At 60.8% G+C, this 18,592-nt stretch carries 16 protein-coding genes; 11 read left to right on the plus strand and 5 right to left on the minus strand.

Annotation, left to right across the window (positions count from 1 at the left end; translation table 11 throughout):
• Nucleotide 1: 1 nt before the first annotated feature.
• Nucleotides 2–1,216 carry an SfnB family sulfur acquisition oxidoreductase gene (locus LOY55_RS21530; RefSeq protein WP_223522805.1) on the minus strand — a complete coding sequence of 405 codons (1,215 nt, stop codon included), beginning with the start codon at nucleotides 1,214–1,216 and terminating at the stop codon, nucleotides 2–4.
• 263 nt (nucleotides 1,217–1,479) lie between these two features.
• Between LOY55_RS21530 and LOY55_RS21535 the strand changes: the two genes are divergently transcribed.
• Complete coding sequence (locus LOY55_RS21535; RefSeq protein WP_223522803.1) at nucleotides 1,480–1,938, plus strand: VOC family protein; 459 nt, start codon at nucleotides 1,480–1,482, stop codon at nucleotides 1,936–1,938.
• Between the two features lie 134 nt (nucleotides 1,939–2,072).
• On the opposite strand, the gene LOY55_RS21540 is transcribed toward LOY55_RS21535, so the two are convergent.
• The gene (locus LOY55_RS21540; RefSeq protein WP_223522801.1) at nucleotides 2,073–3,398 is read right to left on the minus strand and encodes an ATP-binding protein; all 1,326 of its coding nucleotides are present in this window, start codon (nucleotides 3,396–3,398) and stop codon (nucleotides 2,073–2,075) included.
• Nucleotides 3,395–4,075, minus strand: a complete 681-nt coding sequence (locus tag LOY55_RS21545; protein WP_046032361.1) for a response regulator — start codon at nucleotides 4,073–4,075, stop codon at nucleotides 3,395–3,397. Before LOY55_RS21545 ends, LOY55_RS21540 begins: the two co-directional genes overlap by 4 nt.
• A 152-nt stretch (nucleotides 4,076–4,227) precedes the next feature.
• Between LOY55_RS21545 and dsbD the strand changes: the two genes are divergently transcribed.
• The 4 genes from dsbD (at nucleotide 4,228) to LOY55_RS21565 (ending at nucleotide 8,378) form a co-directional block, all read left to right on the plus strand.
• Complete coding sequence (dsbD, locus tag LOY55_RS21550; RefSeq protein ID WP_258666627.1) at nucleotides 4,228–5,961, plus strand: protein-disulfide reductase DsbD; 1,734 nt, start codon at nucleotides 4,228–4,230, stop codon at nucleotides 5,959–5,961.
• A complete protein-coding gene (locus tag LOY55_RS21555) occupies nucleotides 5,961–6,827 on the plus strand; it encodes a TlpA disulfide reductase family protein (RefSeq protein ID WP_077431679.1) in 867 nt (288 codons plus the stop codon). The genes dsbD and LOY55_RS21555 overlap by 1 nt, the downstream gene beginning before the upstream one ends.
• Nucleotides 6,803–7,573, plus strand: a complete 771-nt coding sequence (gene dsbG, locus LOY55_RS21560) for a thiol:disulfide interchange protein DsbG (protein WP_223522799.1) — start codon at nucleotides 6,803–6,805, stop codon at nucleotides 7,571–7,573. The genes LOY55_RS21555 and dsbG overlap by 25 nt, the downstream gene beginning before the upstream one ends.
• A 256-nt stretch (nucleotides 7,574–7,829) precedes the next feature.
• Nucleotides 7,830–8,378 (plus strand): RNA polymerase factor sigma-70, encoded by a 549-nt coding sequence (locus LOY55_RS21565; RefSeq protein ID WP_077431677.1) that lies wholly within the window; start codon nucleotides 7,830–7,832, stop codon nucleotides 8,376–8,378.
• A 33-nt stretch (nucleotides 8,379–8,411) separates the two neighbouring features.
• On the opposite strand, the gene LOY55_RS21570 is transcribed toward LOY55_RS21565, so the two are convergent.
• Both LOY55_RS21570 and LOY55_RS21575 read right to left on the minus strand, forming a co-directional pair.
• The gene (locus tag LOY55_RS21570) at nucleotides 8,412–9,206 is read right to left on the minus strand and encodes an ABC transporter substrate-binding protein (RefSeq protein ID WP_177412267.1); all 795 of its coding nucleotides are present in this window, start codon (nucleotides 9,204–9,206) and stop codon (nucleotides 8,412–8,414) included.
• An 89-nt stretch (nucleotides 9,207–9,295) separates the two neighbouring features.
• A complete protein-coding gene (locus LOY55_RS21575; protein ID WP_046032367.1) occupies nucleotides 9,296–9,922 on the minus strand; it encodes a TetR/AcrR family transcriptional regulator in 627 nt (208 codons plus the stop codon).
• Between the two features lie 190 nt (nucleotides 9,923–10,112).
• On the opposite strand from LOY55_RS21575, the gene LOY55_RS21580 reads away from it, so the two are divergent.
• The 6 genes from LOY55_RS21580 (at nucleotide 10,113) to LOY55_RS21605 (ending at nucleotide 18,559) form a co-directional block, all read left to right on the plus strand.
• Nucleotides 10,113–11,903 (plus strand): acyclic terpene utilization AtuA family protein, encoded by a 1,791-nt coding sequence (locus LOY55_RS21580; protein ID WP_223522797.1) that lies wholly within the window; start codon nucleotides 10,113–10,115, stop codon nucleotides 11,901–11,903.
• A gap of 12 nt (nucleotides 11,904–11,915) precedes the next feature.
• Nucleotides 11,916–12,785 (plus strand): SDR family oxidoreductase, encoded by an 870-nt coding sequence (locus LOY55_RS21585; protein WP_046032369.1) that lies wholly within the window; start codon nucleotides 11,916–11,918, stop codon nucleotides 12,783–12,785.
• 3 nt (nucleotides 12,786–12,788) lie between these two features.
• Nucleotides 12,789–14,405 carry a geranyl-CoA carboxylase subunit beta gene (atuC, locus tag LOY55_RS21590; protein WP_223522795.1) on the plus strand — a complete coding sequence of 539 codons (1,617 nt, stop codon included), beginning with the start codon at nucleotides 12,789–12,791 and terminating at the stop codon, nucleotides 14,403–14,405.
• A 123-nt stretch (nucleotides 14,406–14,528) separates the two neighbouring features.
• Nucleotides 14,529–15,686: a citronellyl-CoA dehydrogenase gene (gene atuD, locus LOY55_RS21595; protein ID WP_109787105.1), complete on the plus strand. Its 1,158-nt coding sequence runs from the start codon at nucleotides 14,529–14,531 to the stop codon at nucleotides 15,684–15,686.
• Nucleotides 15,683–16,480 (plus strand): enoyl-CoA hydratase/isomerase family protein, encoded by a 798-nt coding sequence (locus LOY55_RS21600; RefSeq protein WP_077431674.1) that lies wholly within the window; start codon nucleotides 15,683–15,685, stop codon nucleotides 16,478–16,480. Before atuD ends, LOY55_RS21600 begins: the two co-directional genes overlap by 4 nt.
• A 117-nt stretch (nucleotides 16,481–16,597) precedes the next feature.
• Nucleotides 16,598–18,559, plus strand: a complete 1,962-nt coding sequence (locus LOY55_RS21605; RefSeq protein ID WP_223522793.1) for an acetyl/propionyl/methylcrotonyl-CoA carboxylase subunit alpha — start codon at nucleotides 16,598–16,600, stop codon at nucleotides 18,557–18,559.
• Nucleotides 18,560–18,592: the final 33 nt, after the last annotated feature.

An 18,592-nucleotide genomic window follows, 5' to 3' on the forward strand; every position in this document is an offset into this window, starting at 1 on the left:
ATCACGACCAGTCGTGGCGCGGCGGTTTCACGCCGTTGAGTAGCCAGTTGCCAACGACGTGGTACTTCCAGCGCACCGGATCGTGCAGGGTATGGACCCGGGCGTTGCGCCAGTGCCGGTCGAAATTGTGCTTCTTCAAGGTCGAGCGGGTGCCACCGAGCTCGAAGAGTTTATTGCTGGTTTCGATGGCGATTTCGGTGGTCAGCACTTTGGCCTTGGCCACCGCCAGGGAGGCTTGGGCGACGTTGTCTTCATCGGGCGCCGGACGCGCCGCATCCAGCGCTCGCCCTGCCCGCTCCAGCAAGGCTTCGGCGGCTTCCAGGCGGATCTCCAGGCCACCGATCTGAATGATGGTCAGCGGATCTTCACTGGCCTTCTCCACGCCCGCGTCGATCCACGGCCGAGCGTATTGCTGAACGAAAGCAATGGTGTCACGCAGTGCCGCACGGGCAATGCCGGCGTCGATGGCCGCCGTGGTCAATTGCGCGAAGGGGCCGGCCAGCGTTGGCGTTTCATAGGACCGATAGGTCGGGAACAGATTGAACGCCGACACGTGCAAGTCTTCGGCGAGCACGGTGCCGCTGGACGTTGTGCGCTGACCGATGCTGTCCCAGTCATCGACGATCACCAGCCCTTTTGATCCGCGTTCGACGAAGGCCAACTGGCCCTTCTGTTCTTCATCCAGCGCCAGCACCGCCAGCCAGTGAGCATAGAGCGAACCGGTGCAATAACCCTTGCGCCCGTTGATCACATGAACATCGCCATAGCGGCGGATCGTCGCCTGGATGTCCTGCACGTTTTTGCCGCCGGTTTCCGACAAGGCATTGGCAAAGCGATGCCCTTGCAGCGCCAGCTCGAAAAAATGCGCCTGCTGTTCGGGTGTGCCTTGCAGGCGGATGTCTTCGAGCAGGCAATAGTGGTTTTGCGGGATCTGCCCCAGAGAAGGATCGGCAGCCGAGATGATCGCGATGACCTGCGCCAGCACCGCACAGGACACCTGAGCACCACCAAATGCCTTCGGCACGCTGATACCCCACAGTCCACTGTTGGAATACAGATCGACGATCTCGGCGGGCACCTGTCGGGTGCGGTCGCGTTCGGCGTCCTGCTCCAACAATACAGCGGCAACGCGCTCGGCGACGCGCAAGGCTTCGGCGTCATCGGCGATCCGATGGGCAGCCGGCGGGTTAATCGGATAAACGGCAGATTCGGGCATGTGGGCTTCCGGGCAGCAGTGTTTATCAGAGCCATTGCAGCTTCTGTGCCGAGGTCCCGCGCCAATGTTTTCGGGCAGTTGACGGGGTTTTTCAAGTCCTGGCGTCACGCAGCCCAGCAATCTGCTGCTTCGCTGTTGATGGCTGAACAGTGTTGCTGCTCGTCGGGTACGCGGATGCCAACAAGGGAGTGACCTATATTTATCCGGTCGGAAATCGGCACAGGACACCTTTTCACCCACAACAACAAACAGGGAGATCCATCATGAGCGTCAAACCCATTCCAGAGGGTTATCACAGCATCACCCCGTACCTGGGCATTCAAAAAGCCGCCGAAGCCATCGAGTTCTACAAGAAGGCCTTCGGTGCCATAGAAGTCATGCGCCTGGCCATGCCGGACGGCGGGATCGGGCATGCCGAACTGCGGATCGGCGACTGCCCGGTCATGCTCGGCACACCTTGCGACCAGGGTCCATTGAGCAACCCGGACAAGTCACCGTCGGTGGGCCTGCATCTGTATGTGACGGACGTGGACAAGTCCTATAAACAGGCGATTGACGCGGGCGGCACGGTGGTGTCCGAGGTCAAGGATCAGTTTTACGGCGACCGCTCCGGGACGTTGAAAGATCCGTATGGGCACCTTTGGTTCCTGGCCACGCGCAAGGAAGACCTGACTCAGCAACAGATTGAGCAGCGGGCGAAGGAGATGTTCCAGCAGGGTTGAGATCGTTGTTGCCACTTCTGGCCCCTTCGCGAAAGAGGCCTCACCGTCAACACACATTTCAGACCTGAAAAAACCCGCTGACGGGCCACCGGTTCAGCGGGCTTTTTTTACGCGCAACATGGAACCCATGCGACTCAGATGGACTGCAACGGCATGGTCAGCTCAACCCGCAACCCGTCCGGCTGACTGTTGAAATGCAACGTGCAGCCGCAACGCTGGACTATCGCCTGGACAATGGCCAGCCCCAACCCGCAACCGGTGCTCTGACCGTTGCGCCAGAAGCGTTGGGTCAGGTGTTGCAAGTCCTCTTCGGCGATACCCGGGCCATGGTCGCGAACCAGAAAACGCACACGGTTGCCGGTGGTTTCCAGGCTCAACTCCACCGCCCCATCCCCAGGGGTGTGGCGCAAGGCGTTATCGAGCAGGTTGCGCAACGCAGCAATCGACAACACGGCGGGCATCTGCACCGGCGCAGTGGAGAATGTGCTCGGCATCTGCAGTCTGATGCGTTGGTGATCACCGCTGGCCGCATCCTGAATCGCCAGTTTCGCCACTTGCTCGGCGCTGCACTGCACACCGTCGTCAAACGACAGGCTGCCCTCGACCCGCGCCAGCAACAGCAATTGTTCAAGGGTGCGGTGCATGCGGTCAGCGCCCTCTTCGGCCCGGGCAAGTGATTGATCCCGAGACGCGCCGTCGGTCATGCGCGCCACTTGCAGGTGGGTCTTGATGGCGGTCAGCGGGCTGCGCAGTTCGTGCGCCGCGTCGCCGGTCAGGCGTCTTTCGCGCTCGATGGTCTTGCCGATGCGCTGCAACAGCTGATTCTGGGTTTCCAGCAGCGGTTGCAGTTCACTCGGCAGCGGCTGGATCTGCAAGGGTTCAAGGGAGTCGGCGCTGCGGCGCATCAAGGCATCGCGCATCCGGTTGAGCGGCGCCAGACCTTGTCCGATACCGAGCCACAACAGGCACAGACAACCGAGCAACGCCACCCCGACAGGCACCGACGCCGCCAGCAGAATCGACATGTTCAATGCCTCGCGCTCGATTTGCCGGTCGGCCGTGGTAATGCGCAGGTCACCCCGGGCCAACGTGAAACTGCGCCACGGCGCACCATCAATCATCTGATCGTGGAAACCCATTTTCTCGGCTTCCAGTTTTTGTTCGGGATCGCTGTGACTGCGAGCGAGAATTTCCCCACGCAATGAACTGACCTGACAGGCCATGCCACCAGGAATGTTCAGTTGTTCCGCACTGAAATGGGTGCCCTCGCCTTTGCTCGGCAATGCCGGCAATTGTTCCAGCAACCCGGCGACCATCCGCGCTGAAGCCACCAGCCGCTGGTCGAGGGAAAACATCATTTGGTTACGCAAGTCGCTGAGCATCCAGGCTGCCGCCAGGGCCCAGATCAAGGCAAAAGCGGCGCCAAGAGTCAGGCTCAGGCGCAAACGCAGGCTCATCACTTCGACTGTTCTCCGCCATCAGCCGGCCCCAGGCGATAGCCCAGGCCGCGCACGGTTTCGACGATGCCGTTGCCGAGTTTGCGCCGCAGGTGATGGATGTGCACGTTGAGGGCGTTACTTTCCAGTTCGTCGTTGAAACCGTAGACGCTGTCCTTGAGTTGCTCGGTGGAGAGCACGCGCCCGCGGTTATGCAGCAAGGCCTGCAATAACGCCTGCTCGCGGCGCGACAGGTCCACCGGTTGACCGCCGAGCAAGGTTTCGCGACTGCTGGGGTCGTACGTCAGGCGACCGTGCTCGATCAAGTTGACACTGCGCCCCGCCACGCGTCGCAACAAGGTGTGCAGGCGCGCGGCAAGCTCACGCAGATCGAAAGGTTTAAGCAGGTAATCATCCGCACCGGCTTGCAAGCCATCGACGCGATCCATTACTGAATCGCGCGCGGTGAGAATCAGCACCGGAATCTCCAGGCCATTGTGACGCAGCTGTTGTAGCAGCTTGAGGCCATCCTCATCGGGAAGACCGAGGTCGAGCACCATGACGTCAAACTCCGCGACCTTGAGCATCGCTCGCGCCGACGACGCGGTGGCGACGTGCTCGACCGTCAGGCCCTGTGCGGTGAGCCCGGCAACAATGCCGCTGGCAATCAGCTCATCGTCTTCACAAACCAGTACGTGCATGGGAGCCCCGCAGAAAAAAGGTGATTAAGCCGTTGGCCGATTAAGCGGACATTATGCCGCAAGCACCATGACAACAAGGCCGGCACGGTTAATCACTGGTTAATCGCCACCTCCCATTGTGCACCTCACCTGCACAGGGATAAGGCTTACCCATGCGTCGTCTGTTTCTATTTTTTGTCCTCTTGATCTCGGGTCTGGCCCAGGCAGGGACCAATCCGTTCGATACCAAACCTGAATTTCTGCCGGTGGAAAAGGCGTTCGCTTTCACCTCTGAACGCCTTGAGACGGGTGAGACCCAGCTCTATTGGCAGATCACGGACGGTTATTACCTTTATCAGAAGCGCCTCAAATTCGACGGCTTGCCTGCTGAGCAGCACCCCGTGCTACCTGAAGGCGAAGCGCACAGTGATGAGTTCTTTGGCGAACAACAGGTTTACCGCCAGGGCCTGGAACTGAAGATCCCGGCCGGCGCGACCGGTCAGATCAAAGTCGGTTTCCAGGGCTGTGCCTATGCAGGCTTGTGTTACCCGCCGCAAACGCAGGTGGTGGATTTGGGCGGCAACGTCACGGTTGCCGCAAACGAAGCACCGGATCAAGCCTTGGCCAGCGACCTGCAACAGCGGGCACTGGGCTGGAGTTTGCTGGTGTTTTTCGGTTTGGGGCTGTTGCTGGCGTTCACCCCTTGCTCGTTGCCGATGCTGCCTATCCTGGCTGGTTTGATTGTGGGCAGCGGCGCCACCTCTAAACGTGGTTTTGCCCTGGCGGGCAGCTATGTGGTCAGCATGGCGCTGGTGTATGCGGCGATGGGCGTATTGGCCGCACTGCTCGGTGCGAACGTGCAAGCGTTGCTGCAAAACCCGTGGCTGCTGGGCAGTTTCGCGGCGGTGTTCGTGTTGCTGGCATTGCCGATGTTCGGTTTCTTCGAACTGCAACTGCCGGTGGCCGTGCGCGACCGCCTGGAAAATGTTTCACGCAATCAGCGTGGCGGCAGTCTGGTCGGTGCCGGTGCACTGGGCGCCTTGTCTGGTCTGCTGGTGGGGCCGTGCATGACCGCGCCGTTGGCCGGCGCCCTGCTCTATATCGCGCAAAGTGGTAATGCACTGCATGGCGGACTGATTCTGTTTGCCATGGGCATCGGCATCGGTGTGCCACTGCTGTTGCTGGTGACGATCGGCAACCGCTTCCTGCCCAAACCGGGCGCCTGGATGAACCTGCTCAAAGGCGTGTTTGGTTTCCTGTTCCTCGCCACTGCACTGCTGATGTTGCGCCCGGTACTGGATCAATCGCTCTGGATCGGTTTGTGCGGCGCGCTGCTGTTGATTGCCGCTTACAGCGCCTGGCGCCAGTCCGGTGGTTTTGGTCGAACGGCGCAGGTGTTCGGCGCCGGTTCATTGCTGCTCGGTTTGTGGGGCAGCCTGCTGATGATCGGCGCTGCAGGTGGCAGCGATGACCTGTTTCAACCGCTGCAGGTCTATCGCGGCTCCAACACGGCGAGTGCCTCTACATCGACCGGCCACGAGGCATTCACTACGATCAAAGACCCCAATGCGCTGCAACAGGAACTGGACGCGGCGCGGGCGCAGGGCCAATGGGTGCTGCTCGATTACTACGCCGACTGGTGCACCTCCTGCAAAGTCATGGAAAAACAGGTCTTCGGTAAAGCCCACGTGATGCAAGCGTTGAGCGATGTGCGCTTGCTCCGGCTCGACGTCACCGCCGACAATGCCGCCAGCCGCGAACTGCTCGGCCGTTATAAAGTGCCGGGGCCACCGAGTTTCCTGTGGATCGGCGCCGACGGCGAAGAGCGTCGCAGCCAGCGCATCACCGGCGAGGTCGATGCCGACACCTTCCTGCAACGCTGGACCACTACCCGAGACGCCCGTTAATGCTGACTTTCACCCTCGGCACCTTTGCCATCGCGCTTAACCACCTGCTGCTGATCAGTGCTCTGGCGCTGGCAACGTTTGTCGGCTGGCGGGTGGCCAAGCGCGGTGGCGATAATCCCGAGTCGGTGCTGTTCAGCCTGTTCCTGATCGGCATGCTGGCGGCCAGGGTCAGTTTCGTGGCGGTGTATTGGGCACACTATCGCAACGATCCGTGGCAGATCATCGACCTGCGCGACGGTGGTTTCCTGGCCTGGCCTGGCGTGATTGTGCTGCTGCTTGCCAGCCTGTATCGCGGCTGGCGCCGTCCGGGTTTACGCCGGCCGCTGGGCTTTGGCGTAGGCAGCGGCCTGGCGTTCTGGCTGCTGGCAACGTTCTCCCTGAGCATTTACGAACAAGGCACGCGCCTGCCTGAAATCTCCTTGCGCAATGCCGCCGGCGAAACGGTGCAACTGGCCGATTACAAGGGTGGCCCGCTGGTGATCAATCTCTGGGCGACCTGGTGCCCGCCCTGCCGTCGGGAAATGCCGGTGCTGGAAAACGCCCAGCAGCAACGCCCGGACTTGACCTTCCTGTTCGTCAATCAGGCTGAAAGCATGCAAAGCGTCAGCACGTTCCTGGAAACCCAGGGCCTGAGCCTGAGCAACGTGTTGTTCGATGGCAGCGGTCGCCTGGGCCAAGCCGTGGGTTCCATGGCATTGCCGACTACGCTGTTCTATAGCAATGACGGTCGCCTGCTGGGCAGCCATTTGGGCGAACTCTCGCAAGCCAGCCTGGCCCGTGCCCTGGAAAACTTCGACACCCCTCCTTCTGCCACACCGTCCACCCCTTCAAGGAAACTGCCATGCCACGCCTCCGCCACCTGCTGACGCTCACCCTGGGCGCAGCCCTGCTGCACCTGCCGTCGGTACAGGCCGCCGAAGAACTGCCTGAAGCGATCAAGAAGATCGAAGCCAAGGGTGCGAAAATCGTCGGCCAGTTCGACGCGCCTGACGGCTTGCGCGGTTATGCGGCGCAATACCAAAACCGTGGCATGGCGCTGTACCTGACCCCGGATGGCAAGCATGTGTTGCTCGGCAATCTCTACGATGCTGACGGCAACGACCTGACCTCCGCGCCGTTGCAGAAGCTGGTCTACGCACCGATGTCGAAGGAGGTCTGGGGCAAGATGGAAGCCAGTAACTGGATCGGCGACGGCAAAAAAGATGCCCCGCGTGTCGTCTACCTGTTCAGCGATCCGAACTGCCCTTACTGCAACGTCTTCTGGGAGCAGGCGCGGCCGTGGGTCAAGGCTGGCAAGGTGCAATTGCGCCACATCATGGTCGGCATCATTCGCGAAGACAGCCCGGGTAAATCGGCTGCACTGCTGGCGGCCAAAGACCCGGGCAAAGCGCTGGAAGAACACGAAAAGGCTGGCAAGGACAGCTCACTCAAAGCGCTGAAAGAAGTCCCTCCAGCGATTCAGGCAAAACTGGCGGCGAACATGCAGTTGATGGAAGACCTGGAGTTGCAGGCCACGCCAGCGATTTTCTATATGGACGACAAGGGTGAACTGCAACAACAGCAAGGTGCGCCTTCGCCGGACAAACTGGCGAAAATCCTCGGGCCGAAGTGAACCCACTGGTGCGCCAGTCCGACGGCATGGCACGTTTTGCGGCACGTACTGCATTGCGCCGAAATAGGCGCTGACAGGCCAGTGGCTGCAAACGAGGGCACCGCATGCCGGTGTTCGCACGTCGCACCCAGTCTCAGTATCAATTCTTCTTCTCAATTGACAATCATTATCATCAAGCCTAGCTTATTGCTCAATGTGTCGGACGGCTCAAGTCTGCGTGCCGTCCCACCAACCTATTGGCAGCAAGGTGATTTCCATGACGGAACAAGTATTCACAAGCAGGTGCGACTCACCGCTACTTCAGGCCTTCGTCGAGAATCGACTGATACTGGTCAAGATTGCCGCTCGCATCACCGGTTGCAGGTCACGTGCTGAAGACGTCGTGCAGGATGCGTTTTTCCGGTTGCAATCAGCGCCGCCGATCACGACTTCATTCAAGGCCCAACTCAGCTATCTGTTCCAGATCGTGCGCAACCTGGCGATCGACCACTACCGCAAACAGGCGTTGGAGCAGAAGTATTCCGGCCCTGAAGAGGAAGGTTTGAACGTGATGATTCAAGGTGCGTCACCCGAAACCTCGCACATCAATTTCTCGACCCTTGAGCACATTGCCGACGCGCTGACGGAACTGCCGAGCCGTACCCGCTACGCTTTCGAGATGTACCGGCTGCACGGAGTACCGCAAAAGGATATTGCCAAGGAACTCGGCGTTTCGCCGACCCTGGTGAACTTCATGATCCGCGATGCGCTGGTGCACTGCCGCAAAGTGTCGGGGCGTCAGGCGGATACATTTATCCGTCGCTAACATCTGAATTTCAGCCACCCGTGACGTTCGTCATCAGGTTCGCGGCACCGGCACTACCGCGATCTTGTACGGGTCGAAAATCTTCAGCATCTCGCCATTGTCCCGCAGGCCTTGCAACAACTTGCCGAATGCCTCGCCACTGATGGGTGCGGTCGGGCGCAGGATGGCGTAGTGGTGATAGACCTGATCGATGCGCTGGGACACCAGCAACTGATCGGCAACTTTATCGTTGCGCAGCAGGTAATCGCTCAGATAAGAGCGCGTCACCAAGGCGATGTCCGCTCGACCGCGCAGCACCATCAGCAAATTGCTGTCGTGGGAATAGGTCAGCGTAGCGTTGTAGTTCTGCGCGAGGAATTTAGGCTCGGCGTTGAAGTTGGCGAATTCGTAGTGATAGCCGCTGAACAGGGCCAGGCGCTTGCCGGTGAGGTCGGTAAAATAACTCTGCTGTCGATCCGGCAGGCGTTGCGCGACAAAAATCTCGGCGTCTTCAAGGCCCATGTCAACGTTGGTGTGGGGAATGTCCTGCCACCCCCATAGCGGGTTCTCGAAAATCGCCATGTCGACCCGGCCTTGCTTGAAATCACCGAAGCGCCGGGGAATGGAGGTGGGCACCAGGACAAACTGATAATCACTTTGCTGGCGATTCAACGCCTCGACCAATTGGGGCAGCAGGCCGGTGTCGGCACCGGATTCCGGGCGGATCGTGTAAGGCGGAAAATGGGCGGCACCCACCCGCACCAGTTGCGCAGCCTGGGACGGCAAAACCCAGAGCGCCGCAAGCGACGCCAGCAAAAGCCGCGAAGCCGTCCTGATTGGCGAAGACATCAAAACAACCACTCCCCAAAAATACGCATCAATGCATTCAAGCTAGGCGGTTTCGGCCACTTAGCCAGTTTCCCTGGTCCGGCACAACCTTACTGCTTTTCTTCCAGTACGAGAATCAATGCCTCATCGGCCAATTGATCGAGGCTCATGCTGCCGCCAGCGCGAAACCAGGTCGTGGTCCAGGACAGCGCGCCGGTCAGGAAACGACGCGTGATGAACACATCGCCGCGAATAAAACCCGCCTCTTTGGCTTCACCCAGCACTTGCAGCCAGAGCTCTTCATAAATGTCACGCAGCGCCAACACCTGCGCCTGCCCTTCTTCGGATAACGAGCGCCATTCATACACCAGCACCGCCATGGCCTCGCCGCTGCCCCCCATGATCGACTGCAATTCGCAGCGGATCAGTGCCAGCACGCGCTCGCGCACATTACCGGCGTCGGCCAGGGCTGCATGCATCAATGCCGTGTTGTAGCGGATGGTCTCTTCCATCACGGCCCGCAGGATTTCATCCTTGCTTTTGAAGTGATGAAAAATGCTGCCTGACTGTATGCCCACGGCCCCCGCCAGGTCGCGCACCGTGGTGCGTTCATAACCTTTGTTGCGGAACAGGTGAGCCGCCACTTGCAGCAGTTTGCCGCGGGCGCTGTCCGGGTCGGTCAATTGGCCGTTGTCGACCAATTCGCGCATGACCCTCAGGGCTTTTTGCTCGTCCACCCGTTCTCTCCTACAGTCGATCAATCAAATACACCGCTCGCCGCTAAAACTGCGGGGTTGCGCGGGCAATTTAAGCTGGCCGCGGCAACCAAGCAAGCGCTCGGGCAGAAGATATTTCAGACGTTTACAAACCAAGCGCTTGCTTGGTAGTCTCGATCCACTTCAGTGGGAGGTGGCTATGGAGTTGACTGTGCCTAAAACGATTCGCATCGGCTGCGCCAGCGCCTTCTGGGGTGACACCTCGACCGCCGCCGCGCAGTTGGTGGAAGGTGGACGCCTGGACTATCTGGTTTTCGACTACCTGGCTGAAATCACTATGTCGATCATGGCCGGTGCCCGGATGAAAGATCCGCAGGCCGGCTATGCGGGCGACTTCATCGAAGTGCTCAGCCCACTGCTCACCCGCCTCGCCGAACAGAACATTCGCGTCATCAGCAATGCCGGCGGTGTCAATCCGCAAGCGTGTGCTGCCGCGCTTCAGGCGGCGTGCGACAAGGCCGGCGTCGCCCTGAAAATCGCGGTGCTACTGGGCGATGACCTGCAACCGCAATTCAAACAACTGAGAAACAGCTGCATTCATGAAATGTTCAGCGGCGCACCGTTGCCGCCCATGTGCGTCTCGACCAACGCCTACCTGGGCGCGCCGGGCATCGTCGAAGCCTTGCGCCTAGGCGCGGACATCGTCATCACCGGTCGCGTGGTCGACAGTGCCGTGGTCAGCGCTGCGCTGGTGCATGAGTTCGGTTGGTCCTGGCATGACTACGACAAGCTGGCGCAAGCCGCGCTGGCCGGCCACATCATCGAATGCGGCGCCCAATGCACCGGCGGCAATTTCACCGACTGGCGCGACGTACCCGATTACGAACACATCGGCTTCCCCATCGTCGAGGTAGGTGCCGACAGCCAGTTCATCGTCAGCAAGCCCGAAGGCTCTGGTGGCCTGGTCACGCCCCTGACCGTTGGCGAGCAAATGCTCTATGAAATCGGCGACCCACGGGCGTACCTGCTGCCCGATGTCGTGTGCGATTTCACCCAGGTCAAACTCCGGCAACACGGTAAAAACGCGGTTCAGGTGCACGGTGCCAAAGGCCTGCCTCCGACCGGTCAGTACAAAGTCAGCGCGACGTATCCGGACGGCTTCCGCTGCACCGCCAGTTGCCTGATCGCGGGCATCGATGCAGTCGCCAAGGCACATCGGGTCAGCGAAGCGATCATCAACAAGACCTCGCAAATGTTCAGCCAGCGTGGGTGGGCGCCCTACAGCGAAGTGAACATTGAACTGCTCGGCAGCGAAGCCACTTACGGCCCCCACGGCCAGCGCCGGGACACCCGCGAAGTGGTGATCAAACTCGCCGTGCGCCACCCGAACAAACAAGCATTGATCATGTTCTCCCGGGAAATCGCCCAAGCCGCAACGGGCATGGCGCCGGGGCTGACCGGAATCGTCGGTGGACGGCCAACGGTGTATCCGCTGATCCGCCTGTTCTCCTTCCTTATCGACAAAACCTTCTGCACGCCGGACATTAACCTCAACGGCCAGCGCTACGCCTGCGCCCTGCCCGCGCTCGATGTGCTCGACACCGCAGACCTGCCCGTCGCCTTCGAACCGCCCACACCCACAGACCGCGCCGATGCCAGCGTGCCCCTGGTCAAACTCGCCGTGGCCCGCTCTGGCGACAAGGGCAATCACAGCAACATCGGCGTCATGGCCCGCGATCCCGAGTACCTGCCGTGGATCGCCGAAGCGCTGACACCCGAGGTGATGGTCGACTGGATGAGCCACGTCCTCGATCCTCTTCACGGGCGCGTGGAACGTTGGTATTTGCCCGGCACCCACAGCCTGAATTTTCTACTGGAAAACGCCCTCGGCGGCGGTGGCGTGGCCAGCCTGCGGATCGATCCGCAAGGCAAAGCCTTCGCCCAGCAGCTGCTGGAGATCCAGATTCCGGTGCCTCAGCGCATCGCCGACCAGGTCAACTAGAGGACTGTCGCCATGGCTTACGATTCGATTTTCAAAGCCGATTTGTTTGCGGGCCAAACCATCATTGTCACCGGCGGCGGCAGCGGCATCGGCCGGTGTACCGCGCATGAACTGGCGGCCCTCGGCGCGCACGTGCTGCTGGTCGGGCGCAAGGCCGACAAGCTGAAAAGCGTCGCCGCCGAGATTGCCGAAGACGGTGGCAAGGCGGATTGGGCCACCTGCGATATTCGTGAGGAAGAAGCGGTCAAGCACCTGGTCAGCGAGCTGATTCGCAAACACGGGCCGATCCACGGGCTGGTCAACAATGCCGGCGGGCAATACCCGTCACCCCTGGCCTCGATCAATCAGAAAGGTTTCGAAACCGTGGTGCGCACCAATCTGGTGGGCGGTTTCCTGATGGCCCGGGAAGTGTTCAATCAATCCATGAGCAAGCATGGCGGCGCCATCGTCAACATGCTCGCCGACATGTGGGGCGGCATGCCTGGTATGGGGCATTCCGGTGCAGCGCGTTCGGGCATGGACAACCTGACCAAGACCGCTGCATTCGAATGGGGTTACGCCGGGGTGCGGGTCAACGCGGTGGCGCCGGGGTGGGTCGCGTCCAGCGGTATGGACACTTACGAAGGCGCTTTCAAAGCGGTGATTCCGACCTTGCGCGAACACGTGCCGCTGAAACGCATCGGGACGGAATCGGAAGTGAGCGCGGCGATTGTGTTCCTGCTCAGCCCGGCCGCGGCATTTGTCAGCGGCAGCACCTTGCGCATCGACGGTGCTGCCAGCCTGGGCGGTCGCGCCTGGCCGATCCACAAGGCTACCAACAGTGAGTCGTACAACGGTTTTCACCGCGCGTACTTACCAGAAGTGCTCAAGGACAAGGAATAAGCCATGCCGGTGATTCAATCGCAAGTGGACCCGTTCAGCGCCCAGTTCGCCCAGAACCGTGACGCGATGCTGGCCGTGATCGAACACGTCCGCCAGCTCGAACAGAACCTGTTGAACAAGGCCGCCGAAGCCAAACCAAAATTCGACAAACGCGGGCAACTGCTACCGCGCGAACGTCTCAACCTGCTGCTCGACCCCGGCGCACCGTTCCTCGAACTGGCGAGCCTGGCCGGCTACAAGCTGCACGATGACAAGGATGGTAGCGCTGCCGGCGGTGGCTTGATTGCCGGGATCGGTTACGTGTCCGGCGTACGGGTGCTGGTGGTGGCGAACAACAGCGCGATCAAGGGCGGCACCATTTCCCCCAGCGGATTGAAAAAGTCCCTGCGCCTGCAACAGATCGCCATGGAGAACAAACTGCCGGTGATCACCCTCGCCGAAAGCGGTGGCGCCAACCTGAACTACGCCGCGGACATTTTCGTCGAAGGCGCGCGCAGCTTCGCCAACCAGGCGCGGATGTCGGCCATGGGTTTGCCCCAGATCACGGTGGTGCACGGCTCGGCCACTGCGGGGGGTGCTTATCAGCCGGGCTTATCGGACTACGTGGTGGTCGTACGCGGCAAGGCCAAGTTGTTTCTCGCCGGCCCGCCCCTGCTCAAAGCGGCGACCGGCGAAGTCGCCACCGATGAAGAACTGGGCGGCGCCGAGATGCATGCGCAAACCGCCGGCACCGCCGAATACCTGGCCGAGAACGATGCCGACGGTGTGCGACACGTGCGCGAAATCGTCAGCCTGCTGCCGTGGAACGAACAGTTGCCCTGGTTACCCGAACGTCAATATGAAGAACCGCTCTACCCCATCGATGAGCTGTTGGGCCTGATCCCTGACGACCCGAAAAAACCCTATGACGTGCGCGACATCGTTGCCCGTATCGCCGACGGTTCGAATTTCCTTGAGTTCAAGGGTGAGTTCGATCAACAGACCGTTTGCGGCCAACTGAAAATTCAAGGGCGAGCCTGCGGTTTTATCGGCAACAACGGCCCGATCACGCCCAAGGGCGCCAGCAAGGCTGCGCAGTTCATCCAGCTCTGCGACCAAAGCCAGACGCCGCTGCTGTTTTTCCACAACACCACCGGGTTCATGGTCGGCACCGAATCGGAACAACAAGGCGTGATCAAGCACGGCGCCAAGATGATTCAAGCCGTGGCGAACGCTCGGGTGCCGAAACTGACGATTGTCGTCGGTGGCTCGTATGGCGCCGGCAACTACGCGATGTGTGGTCGCGGCCTCGACCCGCGTTTCATCTTCGCCTGGCCCAACAGTCGCACCGCCGTCATGGGCGGCGCCCAGGCCGGCAAGGTGCTGCGAATCGTCACCGAGGCCAAGCAGCTCAAGGACGGCTTGGTGCCCGACCCGAAAATGCTCGACATGCTGGAACAGGTCACCGCGCAAAAACTCGACAGCCAGTCCACCGCTCTCTATGGCAGCGCCAATCTGTGGGATGACGGGCTGATCGATCCGCGGGACACCCGGACGTTGCTGGGTTACTTGCTGGATATCTGCCACGAGGCCGAAGTGCGGCCATTGCAAGCCAACAGTTTTGGCGTCGCGCGTTTTTGATAGATCGTTCCCACGCTCTGCGTGGGAACGCAGCCCGGGACGCTCTGCGTCCCAAAGCGGACGCAGAGCGTCCATAGAGGCATTACCACGCGGAGCGTGGGAACGATCAGGAGAACAACAAAAATGATCTTCACCCAGGAACACGAAGCACTGCGCCGCACCGTCCGCCAATTCGTCGATCACGAGATCAACCCTCACGTCGAAGAATGGGAAAAGGCCGGTCGTTTTCCGATCCACGAGATCTTCCGCAAGGCCGGCGATCTCGGCCTGCTGGGCATATCAAAACCGGAAAAATTCGGCGGCATGGGGCTGGACTACAGCTACTCCATTGTCGCCGCCGAAGAGTTCGGCACTATCCATTGCGGCGGCATTCCGATGTCCATCGGCGTGCAGACCGACATGTGCACCCCGGCGCTGGCGCGGTTCGGTTCCGATGAATTGCGCGACGAGTTTCTGCGCCCGGCCATTACCGGTGAACAGGTCGGCTGCATCGGCGTCTCGGAAGTCGGTGCCGGTTCCGACGTCGCCGGGCTGAAAACCACCGCCCGCAAGGACGGCGACGACTACGTGATCAACGGCAGCAAGATGTGGATCACCAACTCGCCAAGCGCCGATTTCATCTGCCTGCTGGCCAACACTTCGGACGACAAGCCGCACATCAACAAATCGCTGATCATGGTGCCGATGAACACGCCAGGCATCAGCCTCAGTTCGCACCTGGACAAACTCGGCATGCGCAGTTCGGAAACCGCCCAAGTGTTTTTCGACAACGTGCGGGTGCCTCAGCGTAACCGCGTCGGCCATGAAGGGGCCGGGTTCATGATGCAAATGCTGCAGTTCCAGGAAGAACGCCTGTTCGGCGCGGCAAACATGATCAAGGGCCTGGAGTATTGCGTCGACAGCACCGTCGAGTACTGCAAGGAACGCAAAACCTTTGGCAGTGCACTGATCGACAATCAGGTCATTCACTTCCGCCTGGCAGAGCTGCAAACCGAAATCGAATGCCTGCGGGCGCTGGTCTATCAGGCCACCGAGCAATACGTCAAAGGCCAGGACGTCACCCGCCTTGCCTCCATGGCCAAACTCAAGGCCGGGCGTCTGGGCCGCGAAGTCAGCGACAGCTGCCTGCAATATTGGGGTGGCATGGGTTTCATGTGGGACAACCCGGTCGCCCGTGCTTACCGTGACGTGCGACTGGTATCGATTGGCGGCGGCGCCGACGAAATCATGTTGGGGATCATCTGCAAACTCATGGGCATTCTGCCGGGGAAAAAGAAATGAGCCCCCTGCCCGATTGCCAGACATTGCTGTTGGAGCCGCATAACGGCGTGCTGCACATCACCCTCAATCGCCCGGAAAGTCGCAATGCCATGAGTTTGCAAATGGTCGCCGAACTGCGCTCTGTACTCGGGGCGGTGCGCGATGATCGCGCGGTTCGGGCCTTGGTGATCGGCGGCGCCGGCGGGCATTTCTGTGCCGGTGGCGACATCAAGGACATGGCCAACGCTCGCGCTCAAGGCCCGAGCGCCTACCGCGAGTTGAATCGGGCGTTCGGCGCCCTGCTGCAAGAAGTACAACACGCGCCACAAGTGGTGATCACGGTGCTGCAAGGCGCGGTGTTAGGGGGCGGCCTGGGGCTGGCGTGCGTCAGCGATGTCGCCCTGGCCGATCACTTGGCACAATTCGGTTTGCCGGAAACCAGCCTCGGTTTGCTGCCCGCGCAAATAGCCCCCTTCGTGGTCCAGCGCATCGGCCTGACCCAGGCCCGGCGACTGGCGCTGACTGCCGCGCGTTTCGACGGTACGCAGGCGCGGCGCATGGGCCTGGTGCATTTTGTCGAACATGACGCGCAAGCACTGGCCGAGCGCCTCGATGAAATCCTCGCCCATGTGCTGTGCTGCGCGCCGGGTGCTAATGCGACGACCAAAAAACTGCTGCTGGCGAGTGCCGGGCAACCGTCGGACGCGTTGCTGGATGAAGCGGCGCAGTGGTTCAGCGAGGCAGTGACCGGGGCGGAAGGTGTCGAGGGGACGATGGCTTTCGTACAAAAGCGTAAACCGGGATGGGCCTCCTGAAAGCATCGCGGGCAAGCCCGCTCCCACAAGAGATCTTCAGCGTAAAGAGATCAAATGAGGGAGCGGGCTTGCCCGCGATGAGGTCATCACATTCACCGCAAACCAAGGGAACAGAATATGCCCGGACTCAGAAAAATCCTGATTGCCAACCGCGGTGAAATCGCCTGCCGTATCCAGCGTACTGCGCAAGCGCTGGGCTATCGCACGGTTGCAGTGTTCAGCGATGCCGACGCCGATGCCCTGCATGTGCACATGGCCGACGAAGCCATCAACATCGGCCCTGCCCCGGTGCAGCAGTCTTATCTGAACGTCCCGGCCATCATCGACGCCGCCCGGCGCACGGGGGCCGATGCGATCCACCCCGGCTACGGTTTTCTCTCGGAAAACGCCGGCTTCGCCCTTGCCTGCCGCGACGCCGGCATCACCTTCATCGGCCCCAGCCCCGAAGCCATCAAGTTGATGGGCAGTAAACGTCTGTCGAAAATCGCCATGATCGAGGCCGGCGTGCCGTGTGTCAGAGGCTATCAAGGCGCCGAACAGGACGACACTACCCTGAGCCGGGAAGCCGAGCGCATTGGTTATCCGCTGATGATCAAGGCCAGCGCTGGCGGGGGCGGACGTGGCATGCGCCTGGTGCCGGATGCCGGCGAGTTGTTGGAACAACTGCGCACCGCACGCTCCGAAGCGCAGCATGGTTTTGGCAGCGATGAACTGATCCTCGAACAAGCGTTGATCGACCCGCGCCACGTCGAGATTCAGCTGTTCGGCGATCAACACGGTAACCTCATCTACCTCGGAGAACGCGACTGTTCGATCCAGCGCCGCCATCAAAAAGTCATCGAAGAAGCACCCTGCCCGGTGATGACCAGCGAGTTGCGCCAGGCCATGGGCGAGGCCGCGCTCAAGGCTGGCAGGGCGGTGAATTACGTCGGCGCAGGCACCGTGGAGTTTCTGCTGGATGCGCGCGGGCAATTCTACTTTCTGGAAATGAACACCCGGCTGCAAGTGGAACACCCGGTCACTGAATTGATCACCGGGCTGGACCTGGTGGCCTGGCAGTTACTCGTCGCCGAAGGACAACCCCTGCCGTTACGACAGGAACAGGTGCAGCTCAACGGGCATGCCATGGAAGTGCGCCTCTACGCCGAAGACCCGACCCACGGTTTTCTGCCGCAAACCGGTCAGGTCACGGCTTGGGAACCCGCATTGCCGGGCAGTGTACGGATCGATCATGGCCTGATAGAAGGCCAGAGCATCAGCCCGTTTTATGACCCGATGCTCGGCAAGATCATCGCCCACGGCGCGACTCGCGAAGAGGCGCGGCGCAAGTTGCTGCGGGCCGTGCAGGACAGCGTGTTGCTGGGCGTGCAGAGCAACCAGCGTTTGCTCGCCAGCCTGCTCGACCACCCGCACTTCATCAGCGGTGAATTCAGCACCGGTTTTATACCGACCCGCTTCGTTGACCATCCGTGTTTGCAGGCCTATGTCCCGAATGCCTCAGAACTGGCCATCGCTGCCGCACTGTTCTATCACGCCTCGGCACAGGCTCACCCGGCACCACTGACTGGCTGGCGCAACAATGCCAGTGTGCCCTTGCACTACCGCATCGGCCTGAATGAACAGGATTGGCCGGTGGAACTGAACGCCACACCTGACGCACCCATGCGCATTCGTGTCGCCGGGCAAGCGCTGCAATTGAAGATCATCCAGTGCGACGGGCGCTGGGCAACGCTGGACATCGACGGCATCCGCCAGCGTCATGCCTATCGTCTCCAAGCCGGGCAACTGTGGTTGTTCACTCGCCCCGGCAGCCTGCAACTGGTGGATCGGACCCAGGCGCTGGTCAGCGCTCAGGCCAGCGTCAGTAACGGCACGCTCAAGGCACCTATGGACGGTGCCATCGTCGACGTTCTGGTCAGTGAGGGCAGCCAGGTCAGCAAAGGCCAGCTATTGGTGGTGCTCGAAGCCATGAAAATGGAGCATCCGCTCAAGTCAGGCATCGACGGCGTGCTGAAACGCTTGCAGGTGCAGGTCGGCGATCAGGTCAAAAATCGTCAGATTTTGTTGGAGGTCGAATAAGCCGCTAGGCGGATCCGCCGGGTTTGGCTACGC

This window comes from Pseudomonas sp. B21-040, assembly GCF_024748695.1.
Taxonomy (GTDB): Bacteria; Pseudomonadota; Gammaproteobacteria; order Pseudomonadales; family Pseudomonadaceae; genus Aquipseudomonas.